The organism is Kitasatospora sp. NPDC050463, assembly GCF_040655255.1.
GTDB lineage: Bacteria > Actinomycetota > Actinomycetes > Streptomycetales > Streptomycetaceae > Kitasatospora.
On record NZ_JBFAJO010000008.1, the window covers coordinates 98,115 to 114,183 of the forward strand.

The 16,069-nt window shown below is 75.1% G+C and carries 1 protein-coding gene; it reads right to left on the reverse strand.

Annotation, left to right across the window (positions count from 1 at the left end):
* Positions 1 to 28: 28 nt before the first annotated feature.
* On the reverse strand, positions 29 to 16,027 hold the full coding sequence (locus AB0J08_RS07675) for a type I polyketide synthase (protein WP_360628513.1): 15,999 nt from the start codon (positions 16,025 to 16,027) through the stop codon (positions 29 to 31).
* Positions 16,028 to 16,069 lie beyond the last annotated feature (42 nt).

Consider the following 16,069-nt stretch of genomic DNA (forward strand, 5'->3'; position numbering starts at 1 on the left):
CTGCGGGGTCGCGGGGTGTCGTCGGCGGCTAGCTGCCGAACTCCGTGTCGATGAGATCGAAGAGCTCGTCGTCGGAGGCGGTGTCGTAGTCGATCTGTTCCTCGCCGGGCCCGCCGTTCCCGGTCGACCAGGTGGCCAGCAGGCCCTGGAGCCGGGTGGCGACCTGGTCCCGGGCCGAGTCGCCGGCCGGTGTCTCGGCCAGCATCGCCTCCAGCCGGCTCAGCTCGACCAGCAGCGGGTGCGAGGTGGCCGCGGCCTCGGCGGACGGGTCCAGCCGGTCGTGCAGGTAGTGCGCCAGCGCCAGCGGCGTCGGGTAGTCGAAGACCACCGTGGCCGGCAGTCCCAGCCCCGTCGCCTCCCGGAGCCGGTTGCGCAGTTCGACGGAGGTCAGCGAGTCGAAGCCGGCGTCCTTGAACGCCGTCTCCGGCCTGACCTGCTCCGCCCCGGCGTGACCGAGGACGGTCGCTACCCGGCCCCGAACGAGGTCCAGCAGCAGCGCCTCCTGCTCGGCCGGAGCGAGCCCGGCCAGCCGGCGGGCCAGCCCGCCGCCACCGTCACCGGCGGCCGCCCGGACGGCCTGCCGGCCGGTGCGGACCAGCCCGCGCAGCAGCGGCGCGACGCCACCGCCGAGCGCGGCGTCGGCGCGCAGCGCCCGCAGGTCCAGCTGGACCGGCACCAGCAGCGCCTCGCCGGTGCGCAGCGCCGCGTCGAACAGGTCCGTGCCCGCCTCGGCCGTCAGGGGCCGGACGCCCCCGCGCCGGCCGGTCCGGTCCTGGCCGGGCCCGTCGGCGGAGCCGTCCGTGCCGGCCGCCTGCGCCCACACGCCCCAGGCCAGCGAGGTGCCGGGCAGGCCCGCCGCGCGGCGCCGGTGCGCCACCGCGTCCAGGTAGGCGTTGGCCGCGGCGTAGCCGCCGGTGCCCGCACCCAGGAAGACCGAGGCGGCCGAGGACATCAGGACGAACGCGGCCAGTTCCGGGGCGAGTTCACGGCTGAGCTCGTCCAGGTGGCGGACGGCGGTGACCTTCGGCGCGAAGACCCGCGCCATCCGGTCCGGATCGACCTCGCCGATCACGCCGGCGTCGAAGACCCGGGCGGCGTGGACGATGCCGGTCAGCGGGTGCTCGGCCGGGACGGCGGCCAGCAGGGTGGCGACCGCGTCCCGGTCGGTGACGTCGCACGCCACCACCGACACGGCCGCGCCTGCGGCGCCGAGTTCGGCGGCGAGCTGCGCCGCACCGTCGGCGTCCGGACCGCGCCGGCCCGCCAGGACGAGGTGGCGGACGCCGTGCCGCGCGACCAGGTGGCGGGCCACCAGGGCGCCGAGCGACCCGGTGCCGCCGGTGATCAGGACCGTGCCGTCCGGACGGAACGCCGGCTCCCCGCCCGTCGCGTCACCACCGGCGGTCCGGGCCAGGCGCGGCACGTGCAGCGCCGTCCCGCGCACCGCGACCTGCGGCTCGCCGAGTGCGATCACCGGGCCGAGCACGGTGTCCGGGTCGGCCGCCGTGGCCGGGTCCAGGTCGAGCAGGACGATCCGGTCGGGGCTCTCGGCCTGGGCCGCGCGGACCAGGCCCCAGACGGCGGCGCCGGCCGGGTCGGTCACCGCGGCGTCGCCGCCGGCGGGCACCGCGCCCCGGGTCGCCACCACCAGCCGGGAGTCCTCCAGGTCCTCCTCGGCCAGCCAGGACTGCACCACCGCCAGGATCCGGGAGGCCAGGGAGAGGACGGCGTCCTCGCCCTCGGCGTCCTCGCCTCCCTCGCCGTCCGCGACGGCCTCCAGAAGCACCACGGGAGGAACGTCCCCGGCGGCCGTCAGGGCCGCGAGGTCCGCCGCCGTCGTCACGGTGGCCCGGCGCGGCGCCGTCCCGGCGCTCTGCAGCGGTGCCGGGGGCAGCACCGTCCAGTCCACCCGGTACAGCGCGTCGTCGCCCGCCGTGCCGGCCGCGGCCGCCAACTGCTCGGCGGCCAGCGGTCGCAGCGTCACCGAGGCCGCCGTCAGGACGGGGCCGCCGGTCTCGTCGACCGCCACCAGCGCCAGCGTGTCGGGCCCCTGCGCGGTGATCCGCACCTTCAGCGCCGGGGCGCCGACGGCGTGCAGGGCCAGCCCGCGCCACTCCAGCGGCTGCCACGCCTGCTCGCGGTCCGCAGCGCCCGCGTCCCGCAGGGCGGGGTGCAGGGCTGCGTCGAGCAGCGCGGGGTGCAGACCGAACCGGCCGGCGCCGTCCCGCTGCGCCTCGGGCAGGGCGACCTCGGCGAACACCTCGTCGCCTCGCCGCCAGACCGCGCGCACGCACTGGAACGACGGCCCGTACTCGTGGCCGTGCCCGATGAGTTCGGTGTGGATGCCGTCGACGTCGACCGGCTCCGCACCGGCCGGGGGCCACGCGGCGGTGTCGACCTGCGGGGCGGCGCCCACCGTCGGCGCCACCGCGAGGGTGCCGGTGGCGTGGCGGGTCCAGGCGTCCGTGGCGTCCTCGACGTCCTCACGCGCGGAGTACACCTCCACGGCGCGCGCGCCGTTCCCGTCGGGGCCGCCGACGGCGACCTGGACCCGGACCCCGCCCTGCTCGGGCACCACCAGGGGTGCCTCGACGACCAGTTCGTCCAGCGCGCCGCAGCCGACCTCGTCACCGGCCCGGACGGCCAGTTCCACCAGGGCGGTGGCGGGCACCAGCACGACGCCGCCGACGGCGTGGTCGGCCAACCAGGCGTGCGTGCGCAGGGACAGTCGGGAGGTGAAGACCAGCCCGTCGTTCTGCGGCAGGCGCACGACCGCGCCGAGCAGCGGGTGATCGGCCCGGCCCTGGCCGAGCGAGGCCGCGTCGGTGGCGGGAGCGCTCCGGAGCCAGTAGTGCTCGTGGTCGAAGGCGTAGGTGGGCAGGTCCAGATGGGCGGCCGGGAGGCCGGCGGGCAGGGTCTTCACCCAGTCCACCTCGACGCCCCGGACGAAGAGTTCGGCGACCGACGCGAGCAGGGTGTGCGCCTCGGGGCGGCCGTCGCGCAGCGCCGCGACACAGACCGCGTCCTCGCCGGCGGACTCCGCCACCACGCCGCTGAGCGCGGCACCCGGGCCGAGCTCGACGAACAGTGCGCCACCGACCTCGGCCGCCGCGGCGATGCCCTCGGCGAACCGGACGGGACGGCGGACGTGCTCCACCCAGTAGGCGGGATCGACCAGTTGACCGGGTTCAGCAGCTCGGCCGGTGACGTTCGAGATCACCGGCAGCTTCGGCTCGCTCCACGCCACATCCGCCAGGGCGGCCGCGAACTCCGCCAGCATCGGCTCCATCAGTGCCGAGTGGAAGGCGTGCGAGACCGTGAGCCGCTTGACCTTGCGGCCCTGCGCCTTCAGACCCTCGGCCGCCTTCAGCACGGCCGCCTCCTCACCGGAGAGCACCACCGACGACGGACCGTTCACCGCCGCCAAATCCACACCTTCACCCAGGAGTTCGGCGACCTCGGCCTCCGTGGCGGCCACCGCCACCATCGCGCCACCCTCCGGCAGCGCCTGCATCAACCGGCCACGCGCGGCCACCACCGCCGCCGCATCCGCCAGCGACAACACACCCGCCACATGCGCGGCGGTGAGCTCACCGATGGAGTGGCCCAGCACCGCGTCCGGCCGCACCCCCCAGGACTCCACCAGCCGGAACAACGCCGTCTCGACGGCGAACAGACCCGCCTGGGTGAACACCGTCCGGTCCAGCAGACCCTCACCCGCCGTACCGAACACCACGCCCTTGACCGAGTGCTCCACCCAGCCCGCCAACCGCGCGTCCAACGCCGCACACGCCGCGTCGAACGCCTCGGCGAACACCGGGAACCGCTCCGCCAACTCCCGACCCATACCCACCCGCTGCGAACCCTGCCCCGGGAACACCAGCACCGTCCGGGCCGAACCCGAGCCGGTCACCACGCCGGAGGTGGACTCCCCGCGAGCCAGCGCCCGCAGACCCGTGAGCGCCTCCTCGGAGGAGTCCGCCACCACCACCGCGCGCTCGGTCAGTACCGCCCGCTGCGCCACCAACGCGGCGGCGACATCCGGCACTTCCCGCTCCGACGCCTCGACGAAGGCGGCCAGCCGCTCGGCCTGACCGGCCAACGACCCCGCGCTCTTCGCGGAGATCACCAGCGGCACGGCGCCCGTCGGCTCGACGGCAGGCCGCTCGGCCTCGTCCTCCTCGGGCACCTGCTCCAGGATCAGGTGGGCGTTCGTCCCGCTCAGCCCGAACGAGGAGACGCCCACCCGGCGCGGGCGGCCGGTCTCCGGCCACTCCCGCGCCTCGGTCAGCAGCTCCACCGCACCGACCGTCCAGTCCACCTGCGAGGACGGCGCGTCCACGTGCAGCGTGGGCGGCAGCACTCCGTGCCGCAGCGCCTGGACCATCTTGATCACCCCGGCCACGCCCGAAGCCGCCTGGGTGTGGCCGATGTTGGACTTCAGCGAGCCGAGCCAGAGCGGGCGCTCCGGGTCGCGGTCGCGGCCGTAGGTGGCCAGCAGCGCCTGCGCCTCGATCGGGTCACCCAGCACGGTGCCCGTGCCGTGGCCCTCGACCGCGTCGACGTCGGACGGGGCGAGCCCGGCCGCCGCCAGCGCCTTGCGGATCACCCGCTGCTGCGAGGGACCGTTCGGCGCCGTCAGTCCGTTGGACGCGCCGTCCTGGTTCACCGCGCTGCCGCGGACCACCGCCAGGATCCGGTGGCCCTTGCGGCGCGCCTCGGAGAGCCGCTCCAGCACCACCACACCCGCGCCCTCGGCCCACCCCGTACCGTCGGCGGCCTCCGCGTAGGACTTGCACCGGCCGTCCGAGGCCAGACCCCGCTGGCGCGAGAACTGGACGAACGCGCCGGGGCCGGTCATGACGGCCGCGCCGCTGGCCAGGGCCAGCGAGCACTCGCCCGACCGCAGCGCCTGCGCGGCCAGGTGCATCGCCACCAGCGAGGACGAGCACGCCGTGTCCACCGTCACCGCCGGGCCCTCGAACCCGAACACGTACGACACCCGGCCCGACGCCACACTGCTGCCGGCGCCGGTCGTGACGAAGCCCTCCAGCTCGGCGGGCACATCGCTGCCCGAGCCGTAGCCGGCGCCCATCAGGCCGGAGAACACCCCGACGTCGGTGCCCTTCAGCGTGGCCGGGTCGATACCGGCCCGCTCCAGCGCCTCCCACGAGGTCTCCAGCAGCAGGCGCTGCTGCGGGTCCATCGCCAGCGCCTCGCGCGGCGAGATCCCGAAGAAGCCACCGTCGAACAGCCCGGCCTCGTGCAGGAAGCCGCCCTGGTCCACGTAGGAGGTGCCGGCCTTGTCCGGGTCGGCGTCGAACAGGCCGTCCAGGTCCCAGCCGCGATCGGACGGGAACCCGGACATGGCGTCCCGGCCCTCGCTGACCAGCCGCCACAGGTCCTCCGGGCTCGCCACACCGCCGGGCAGCCGGCAGGCCATGCCGACGATCGCGATCGGCTCGCCGGGATCGGCCGCCATGGCCGCCGGCACGGTCGCCGCCGCCGAGGCCCCGGTCCTCGTCGTCTCACCGAACTCGCCGTACAGGTGGCGGGCGAGGGCGAGCGGGGTGGGGTGGTCGAACACGACCGTCGCGGGCAGCTTCAGGCCGGTGGCCTCGCGCAGCCGGTTGCGCAGCTCGACCGAGGTCAGCGAGTCGAAGCCGGAGTCGCGGAACGCCGTGTCGGTCTTCACACCCTCCGGTCCGGCGTGCCCCAGCACGGTCGCCGCGTGCGTACGGACCAGCTCCAGCAGCAGCGCCTCCTGCTCGGCCGCCGCCAGCCCGGTCAGCCGACCGGCCAGCCCGCCCGTGCTGTCGCTCGCCGCCGCCGACCGCGCGGTCTGCCGGCTCACCCGGATCAGCCCGCGCAGCAGGGGCTGCACCTCACGGCCCGCCGCCGCGTCGGCGCGCATGGACCGCAGGTCGAGCTTGATCGGGACGAGCAGCGCCTCGTCGGTGCGCAGCGCCGCGTCGAAGAGGTCCAGGCCTTCGTCCGACCCCAGCGACCGGCTGCGGCTCCGGCTCGCCCGGGCCTCCTCGGCCGTCTCCAGGTGGGCGGTCATCGCGGTGGCCTGCTCCCAGAGGCCCCAGGCCAGCGACGCGGCCGGCAGTCCGTCGGCGCGGCGCCGGTGGGCGACCGCGTCCAGATAGGCGTTGGCCGCCGCGTAGTTACCCTGACCCGCGGAGCCGAAGACCCCCGCGGCCGACGAGAACAGCACGAACGACCGCAGCCGCGGCGCCAGTTCACGCGTCAGCTCGTCCAGATGCCGCACCGCGGTCACCTTCGGACCGAACACGTACGCCAACCGCTCCGGCGTCAGCGCCCCGAACACACCGTCGTCCAGCACACCCGCGGTGTGCACGACACCGGTCAACGGGTGCTCGGCCGGCACCGCCGCCAGCAGCGCCGCCACCGACTCCCGGTCGGTCACGTCACTCGCCACGACCGACACCGACGCCCCGAGCTCGGCCAGCTCCGCCGCCAACTCCGAGGCACCCTCGGCCCCCAGACCGCGCCGGCTCACCAGCACCAAGTGCCGGACACCGTGCCCGGTGACCAGGTGCCGGGCCAGCAGGCCGCCGAGGGTTCCGGTGCCACCGGTGACCAGGACCGTGCCCTCCGGGTCGAAGGCCGCCCCCGTCACGTCGGCCGCGACGGCGCGGACCAGACGCGGCGCGAACAGCGTCGTCCCACGCACGGCGACCTGCGACTCACCGGCCGCCAGCACGCCGGCGAGCAGCGGCTCGACGTCCGTGCCGGGGGCGGTGTCGGTGTCGAGCAGCACGATCCGGTCCGGGTTCTCCGCCTGGGCGACCCGAATCAGACCCCAGACCGCGGCACCCGCCGGGTCCGTCACCGCACCGTCGCCACCGGCGGGCACCGCGCCCCGGGTGACCACGACCAGCTGCGCCGCGTCCAGCCCCCTGGTGGAGAGCCAGGCCTGCACGATCGCCAGCACCCGGCCGGTCAGCGCGAGGGCATCGTCCCCCGCCGCGTCCCCCGCCGCGTCCAGGACGACGACGGGCGGCACTCCCGAGCCGTTGGTCAGCATGGCCACGTGGTCCGGGGAGGCCACCGGCACCCACGCCGGTGGCAGTTCCAGGCCCGGAGCGGCGGAGCCGGGGAGCTCCGTCCACTCCACCCGGAACAGGGTGTCCCGGCCCTCGTCGGCGGCCGCGCCCAACTGATCGGCGGACACGGCCCGGGAGACCAGCGAGCGGAGCGTCAGGACGGGCCCGCCGGTCTCGTCGGCGGCCTCCAGGGAGAGGGTCCTGGCGTCGGACTGCAGCAGACGCACCCGCAGCGCCGAGGCACCGGCCGCGTGCAACCGCAGACCGTTCCAGCCGAACGGCAGGTGCACCTCGGACTCGTCGCCCGTCCGGTTCTCGCCCGCCGGGTCCCCGAGCGCCACGTCCAGCATGACGGGGTGCAGGGCCGCGTCGAGCAGTGCGGGGTGAATACCGAACCTGGCGGCGCCGTCCCGCTGCTCCTCGGGCAGCGCGATCTCGGCGAAGAGCTCCTCACCGCGCCGCCAGACCGCCCGCACGCCCTGGAAGGTCGGCCCGTACCCGTACCCCGCCCGGGCCAGCAGGTCGTAGCCGCCGGTGACACCCACCTGCTGGGCGCCGGTGGGCGGCCAGGCGGTGAAGTCGAACGCCGGGCCGGCGGCGTCGGACGTCGTCGTCAGGGTGCCGGTGGCGTGGCGGGTCCAGCTGTCGCCGCCGGTGCCGCCGGCGGCGTCCTCGCGGACGGAGTAGATGCCGACGCTGCGGGCGCCGTTCCCGTCGGGGCCGCCGACGGTGACCTGGACCCGGACGCCACCCTGTTCGGGCAGCACCAGCGGGGCCTCGATCACCAGCTCGTCCAGCGTGCCGCAGCCGACCTCGTCACCGGCCCGCACCGCCAGCTCCACCAGACCGGTACCGGGCACCAGCACGGCGCCGCCGACGGCGTGGTCGCCCAGCCAGGGGTGGGTGCGCAGGGAGAGCCGGGAGGTGCAGAGCACGCCACCCGTCTCGGGGACCTCCACCACCGCGCCGATCAGCGGGTGGTCGACGGTGGCCTGGCCGAGCGAGGCCGCGTCGGTGGCCGGGGCGGTCTGGAGCCAGTAGTGCTGCTGCTCGAAGGCGTAGGTCGGCAGGTCCACCTGGGCTGCGCCGGCATCGGCGGGCAGCACGCCGGTCCAGTCCACGGCCACGCCGCGGACGTGGAGTTCGGCCATCGAGGCCAGCAGCCGGCGCAGGCCACCCTCCTCCCGGCGCAGCGAACCGGTGACCAGGGCCTCGGCCCCGGTCTCGTCCACGACCTCGTTGATCGGCTGGACCAGCACCGGGTGGGCGCTGGCCTCCACGAACACCGTGTGGCCCTCGCCCAGCAGCGCCGCGACCGCCGGGCCGAAGCGGACCTGGCCGCGCAGGTTGCGGTACCAGTACCCGCCGTCCAGCACACCCGCCTCGTCGACCCACCCACTCGTGACCGTCGAGTAGAACGGCACCAGCGGGGCCTGGCTGCGGATGTCCGCGAACGCCTCACCCAGCGTGTCCTCGATCGCCTCGACATGGCGGGTGTGGGAGGCGTAGTCCACCGCGACCCGGCGCACCCGCACCCCGTCCGCCGCCAGGACCTCCAAGGCCTCGGTCAGGGCCTCGGCATCGCCGGCGACCACGACGGACGTCGGACCGTTGACGGCTGCCACCTCGACGCGGTCCGCCCAACGCTCCAGCCTCGTCACGGCCTCGCTCTCGGAGAGCGCCACCGACGCCATCCCGCCACGCCCCGCGAGGCTCCCGGCGATCACCTGGCTGCGCACCGCCACGATCCGCGCCGCGTCCTCCAACGACAACGCACCGGCCACACAGGCCGCCGCGATCTCACCCTGCGAGTGACCGACCACCGCGTCCGGCACCACACCCACCGACGCCCACACGGCGGCCAGACCGACCATCACCGCGAAGCTCGCCGGCTGGAGCACGTCCACCCGGTCCAGCAGCTCCGCCGGCGCCTGACCGCGCAGAACCTCCTCCAGCGACCAGTCCACCCACGGGCCCAGGGCTCGGCCGCACTCCGTGATGCGCTCCGCGAACACCGGTGAGGAGTCCAGCAGTTCACGACCCATGCCGACCCACTGCGAACCCTGACCCGGGAACACCAGTACCGTCCGGCCAGGACTCGACACACTGCCCGTCACCAGCCCCGGAACGGACTCGCCCCGCGCCAGCGCACCCAGCCCCGCCAACGCCTCCTCCGGCGAACCGGCCACCATCACCGCGCGCTCGGACAGCAGCGCGCGCCGGGACACCAGTGCGTTCGCCGTCGCGGGCAGCGACACCGCATCCGCGGTGTCCAGGAAGGAGACCAGCCGCTCGGCCTGACCGGCCAGCGAACCGGTCGACGCCGCCGACACCACCAGCGGCACCACCGCGTCGGGCGCGGCCTCGACCGCGACCGGCTCCTCCTCGGGCGCCTGCTCCAGGATCAGGTGCGCGTTCGTCCCGCTCAGCCCGAACGAGGACACGCCCACCCGGCGGGGGCGGCCGGTCTCCGGCCACTGCCGCGTCTCGGTCAGCAGTTCCACCGCGCCGACCGACCAGTCCACCTGCGCCGTCGGCTCCTCGACGTGCAGGGTGGGCGGCAGCACACCGTGCCGCAGCGCCTCCACCATCTTGATCACGCCCGCGACACCCGCCGCGGCCTGCGTGTGGCCGACGTTGGACTTGACCGAGCCGAGCCAGAGCGGAAGCTCGGCCGGGCGGCCGCGGCCGTAGGTGGCCAGCAGCGCCTGCGCCTCGATCGGGTCGCCCAGCGAGGTGCCCGTCCCGTGCGCCTCCACCGCGTCGACGTCGGCGGTGGACAGGCCCGCGTTGGCCAGCGCCCGGCGGATCACCCGCTGCTGCGACGGGCCGTTCGGCGCGGTCAGACCGTTGGACGCGCCGTCCTGGTTCACCGCGCTGCCGCGCAGCACGGCCAGCACGCGGTGCCCGTTGCGCCGCGCCTCGGACAGACGCTCCAGCACCACCACGCCCGCGCCCTCGCCCCACCCCGTACCGTCCGCTGTCGAGGAGAACGCCTTGCAGCGGCCGTCGGGGGCCAGCGCCTTCTGTCGCGAGAACTCCACGAAGGTGTGCGGCGTCGCCATGATCGTCGCGCCGCCGGCCAGCGCCAGCGAGCACTCGCCCGACCGCAGCGCCTGCGCGGCCAGGTGCATCGCGACCAGCGAGGAGGAGCACGCCGTGTCGACCGTCACCGCCGGGCCCTCGAACCCGAACACGTAGGAGACCCGGCCCGAGGCCACGCTCATCGCGGAGCCGGTCGCGGTGAACCCGCTGAGTTCCGACGGGATGACGCCGCCGATCCCGTAGCCCTGGGTCATCACGCCGGAGAACACGCCGACGTCCCGACCCTTCAGTGAGGCCGGGTCGACCCCGGCCCGCTCCAGCGCCTCCCAGGACATCTCCAGCAGCAGCCGCTGCTGCGGGTCCATCGCCAGCGCCTCACGCGGCGAGATCCCGAAGAACCCCGCGTCGAAGAGCCCCGCGTCGTGCAGGAAGCCGCCCTGGTCGACGTAGGAGGTGCCGATGTTCTCCTGGTCCTCGTCGTAGAGACCGCTGACGTCCCAGCCGCGGTCCACCGGGAATCCGGAGACCGCGTCGCGGCCCTCGCTGACCAGGCGCCACAGGTCCTCCGGGGTGACCACACCACCGGGCAGCCGGCAGGCCATGCCGACGATCGCGATCGGCTCGTCGAGGTCGGCCGCGACCACCGTGGGGACGGCGGCGGCAGCAGCGGTGTCGCCGAGCTCCTCGCGCAGGAAGCGGGCGAGCGCCACCGGCGTGGGGTAGTCGTAGACGACGGTCGTGGGCAGGTTGAGCCCGGTCGACTCCCGGAGCCGGTTGCGCAGTTGGACGGAGGTGAGCGAGTCGAAGCCGGCGTCCTTGAAGGCCTTCTCCACCTTGACGTTCGCCGCACCGGCGTGCCCGAGCACGGTCGCCACGTGGGTACGGACCAGCTCCAGCAGCAGCGTCTCCTGCTCCGCCGCGGCCAGCCCGGCCAGCCGGTCGGCCAGCCCGGACGCGGTCCGGACGGCCCGCCGGCCGACGGGCACCAGGCTCCGCAGCAGCGACAGGACCCCGCGCCCCGTCGCGGCCTCGGCCCGGACGGCCCGCAGGTCCAGCTTGATCGGCACGGTCACGGCCCGGTCGGCGCGCAGGGCCGCGTCGAAGAGCTCCAGCCCCTCCGCCGGGGCGATCGCCAGGAACCCGCCGCGGTTCACCCGGTTCTGGTCGGCCTCGGTGAGGTGCGCGGCCATGCCGCCGGCCTGCTCCCAGAGGCCCCAGGCCAGCGATGCGGCCGGTAGTCCGTCGGCGCGGCGCCGGTGGGCGACCGCGTCCAGATAGGCGTTGGCCGCCGCGTAGTTACCCTGACCCGTGGAGCCGAAGACCCCCGCGGCCGACGAGAACAGCACGAACGACCGCAGCCGCGGTGCCAGTTCACGCGTCAGCTCGTCCAGATGCCGCACCGCGGTCACCTTCGGACCGAACACGTACGCCAACCGCTCCGGCGTCAGCGCCCCGAACACACCGTCGTCCAGCACACCCGCGGTGTGCACGACACCGGTCAACGGGTGCTCGGCCGGCACCGCCGCCAGCAGCGCCGCCACCGACTCCCGGTCGGTCACGTCACTCGCCACGACCGACACGGACGCCCCGAGCTCGGCCAGCTCCGCCGCCAACTCCGGGGCACCCTCGGCCCCCAGACCGCGCCGGCTCACCAGCACCAAGTGCCGGACACCGTGCCCGGTCACCAGGTGCCGGGCCAGCAGGCCGCCCAGCGAGCCGGTACCGCCGGTGACCAGAACCGTGCCCTCCGGGTCGAAGGCCGCCCCCGTCACATCGGCCGCGGCGGCGCGGACCAGACGCGGCGCGAACAGCGTCGTCCCGCGAACGGCGACCTGCGACTCACCGGCCGCCAGCACGGCGGGGAGAAAGGCGTCGACGTCGGCGTCACTGTCGACCAGCACGATCCGGTCCGGGTTCTCCGCCTGGGCGACCCGAATCAGACCCCAGACCGCGGCACCCGCCGGGTCCGTCACCGCACCGTCGCCACCGGCGGGCACCGCGCCCCGGGTGTGCACCACCAGGCGGGAGCCTTCGAGGTTCGGCGCGGCCAGCCAGGCCTGCGCGACCTCCAGGACCCGGCCGGTCAGCGCGAGGGCGTCGCCCCCGGCCACGTCCCCGGCCGTGTCCAGGACGACGACGGACGGTACCGGCGCACCGTCGGCCGGGGCGACCAGGTCGGAGACCTCGGCCGCGTCGGACAGGGCGGTCCACTCCACGGCGGCCGGGCCGGCGGCCGAGGGCAGCTCGGTCCACTCCACCCGGAACAGCGCGTCGCCGCCCGTCGCCCCCGCCGCTGCGGCCAACTGCTCGACGGCAACCGGGCGGAGCGTCACCGAGTCCGCCGCCAGCACGGTGGCACCGGTCTCGTCGGCGGCCTCGAACGACAGCGTGCCGGCGCCGAGTCGGGCGAGTCTGACCCGCAGCGCCGCCGCGCCGGTGGCGTGCAGCACGAGCCCGTTCCATCGCAACGGCTGCCAGGTCCGGTCGCCGTCGGCCGCCACGGTGTCCCGCAGGCCCGGGTGCAGGGCGGCGTCGAGCAGCGCGGGGTGGATGCCGAAGCGGTCGGCCTCGTCGTGCTGGTCCTCGGGCAGGGCGATCTCGGCGAACAGTTCCTCGCCACGCCGCCAGAGCGCGCGCAGGCCCTGGAAGGCCGGGCCGTAGGCGTAGCCGTGGGCGACCAGGTCGGGGTAGAGGTCGGCGATGTCGGCCGGCTGCGCGCCGGGCGGGGGCCAGGCGGTGAAGTCGAACGCCGACTCGGAGTCGCCGGCCGTGGTCGGCGCCAGGGTGCCGGTGGCGTGACGGGTCCAGGCGTCCGTGGCGTCCTCGCGCGCGGAGTACACCTCCACCGTGCGGGCGCCATTTCCGTCGGGGCCGCCGACGGCGACCTGGACGCGCAGGCCGCCGTGCTCGGGCACCACCAGCGGTGCCTCGATGACCAGTTCGTCCAGCGCACCGCAGCCGACCTCGTCACCGGCCCGCACCGCCAGCTCCACCAGCCCGGTACCCGGCACCAGGACGACGCCGCCGACGGCGTGGTCGGCCAACCACGCGTGCGTCCGCAGGGACAGCCGCGAGGTGAACACCAGCCCGTCGGACTGCGGGAGTTGGACGACCGCGCCGAGCAGCGGGTGCCCGGCGCCGGTCAGGCCCAGCGCCGCCGCATCCGTCACCGTGGCCATCATCCGGAGCCAGTAGTGCTCGTGGTCGAAGGCGTAGGTGGGCAGCTCCACCCGAGCGGCGCCGGCGCCGGCGGGCAGGGTCTTCACCCAGTCCACCTCGACGCCCCGGACGAAGAGTTCGGCGACCGAGGCAAGCATGGTGTGCGCCTCCGGACGGCCGTCGCGCAGCGCGGCCACCGCCACCGCACGGCCGTCGAGCGTCTCGTCCACCACGCCGCTGAGCGCGGCACCCGGGCCGAGCTCGACGAAGACCGCGTCACCGCCCTCGGCCGCCGCCGCGATGCCCTCGGCGAACCGGACCGGACGGCGGACATGGTCCACCCAGTAGGCCGGGTCGGCCAGTTGACCCGACTCGGCCGGACGACCGGTGACGTTCGAGATGATCGGGACCTGGGCCTCACCCCAGGAGACCTCGGCGAGCACCGCGGCGAACTCCGCCAGCATCGGCTCCATCAGCGCCGAGTGGAAGGCGTGCGAGACCGTCAGCCGCTTGACCTTGCGGCCCTGCGCCTGCAGACTCTCGGCCGCCTTCAGCACGGCCGCCTCCTCCCCGGAGAGCACCACCGACGACGGACCGTTCACCGCCGCCAGATCCACCCCGTCACCCAGGAGTTCGGCGACCTCCGCCTCCGTGGCGGCCACCGCCACCATCGCGCCACCTTCCGGCAGCGCCTGCATCAACCGGCCACGCGCGGCCACCACCGCCGCCGCATCCGCCAGCGACAACACACCCGCCACATGCGCGGCGGTGAGCTCACCGATCGAGTGGCCCAGCACCGCGTCCGGCCGCACCCCCCAGGACTCCACCAGCCGGAACAACGCCGTCTCGACGGCGAACAGACCCGCCTGGGTGAACACCGTCCGGTCCAGCAGACCCTCACCCGCCGTACCGAACACCACGCCCTTGACCGAGTGCTCCACCCAGCCCGCCAACCGCGCGTCCAACGCCGCACACGCCGCGTCGAACGCCTCGGCGAACACCGGATACCGCTCCGCCAACTCCCGACCCATACCCACCCGCTGCGAACCCTGCCCCGGGAACACCAGCACCGTCCGGACCGGGCCCGAGCCGCCGCCGGCCACCAGCGCGGCATCGGACTCCCCGCGCGCCAGCGCGCCCAGCCCGGCCAGCGCCTCCTCGCGCGAGCCCGCCAGCACCACCGCGCGCTCGGTCAGCAACGCCCGCTGCGCCACCAACGCGGCGGCGACGTCCGGCAGTTCCTGCGCCGACCCCTCGACGAACACGGTCAGCCGCTCGGCCTGACCGGTCAACGATCCCGCGCTCTTCGCGGAGATCACCAGCGGCACCGCGCCGGCGCCCGGCGCGGCCTCGCCCGCCAGCGGCTCCGGCTCCTCCTCGGGCGCCTGCTCCAGGATCAGGTGCGCATTGGTGCCGCTGACCCCGAAGGAGGAGACCCCGGCCCGGCGCAGCCGGTCCACCTCCGGCCAGGGCCGGCTGCGGTCGAGCAGCTCGACCGCTCCCGTGGTCCAGTCCACCTGGGAGGAGGGCGCGTCCACGTGCAGGGTTGCGGGCATGACACCGTGCCGCAGCGCCTGCACCATCTTGATCACACCCGACACACCGGCCGCCGCCTGGGCGTGACCGATGTTGGACTTCAGCGACCCGAGCCACAACGGCCGCCCGGGCTCGCGCTCCTGGCCGTAGGTGGCCAGCAGCGCCTGCGCCTCGATCGGGTCGCCCAGCACCGTCCCGGTGCCGTGACCCTCCACCACGTCCACATCGGCCGGGGTGAGCCCGGCCGCCGCCAACGCCTTGCGAATCACGACCTGCTGGGAGAGCCCGTTGGGCGCCGTCAGACCGTTGGACGCGCCGTCCTGGTTCACCGCGCTGCCGCGCAACACGGCCAGCACCCGGTGGCCCTTGCGGCGGGCCTCGGAGAGCCGCTCCAGCACCACCACGCCCGCACCCTCGGCCCAGCCGGTACCGTCCGCCGCGTCCGCGTAGGACTTGCACCGGCCGTCGGCCGCCAGGCCGCGCTGGCGCGAGAACTCCACGAAGGTGTGCGGCGTGGCCATCACGGTCGCACCGCCCGCGAGCGCCATCGAGCACTCGCCGCGGCGCAGCGCCTGCGCCGCCAGGTGGATCGCCACCAGCGAGGACGAGCACGCCGTGTCCACGGTGACCGCCGGGCCCTCGAAGCCGAACACGTACGAGATCCGGCCCGACGCCACGCTGCCGGCCGCACCCGTACCCGCGAAGCCCTCCAGCTCGGGCGGCACGCTGCCACCGAAGAAGTAGTCGACGCCCATGATGCCGTTGAACACCCCGACGTCCGCGCCCTTGAGCGAGGCCGGGTCGACGCCGGCCCGTTCCAGCGCCTCCCACGAGGTCTCCAGCAGCAGCCGCTGCTGCGGGTCCATGGCGAGCGCCTCACGCGGCGAGATCCCGAAGAACTCGGCGTCGAACTTCCCGGCGTCGCGCAGGAATCCGCCCTGCGCGACGTAGGAGGTGCCGGCCTTGTCCGGGTCGTCGTCGAGCAGCGCGTCCAAGTCCCAGCCGCGGTCCTCCGGGAACGCCGACACGCCGTCGCGGCCCTCGCTGACCAGCTGCCACAGGCTGTCGGGGCCGGTGACGCCGCCGGGCAGCCGGCAGGCCATGCCCACGATCGCGACCGGCTCGTCCGCGTTCCGCTGGACCTGCTTGCGCAGGTCGTGCAGTTCGGCCGTGACACGCTTGAGGTACTTGAGGATCTTCTCGTCCGTGGCCATCGTCAATTCCTCACCGGGGGTTGGGCAGACCGTGAAGGCGTG

What these genes read in the sequence shown, in the direction of transcription:
- AB0J08_RS07675 (WP_360628513.1), bottom strand. Translation starts at nt 16,027, where the DNA reads ATGGCCACGGACGAGAAGATCCTCAAGTACCTCAAGCGTGTCACGGCC.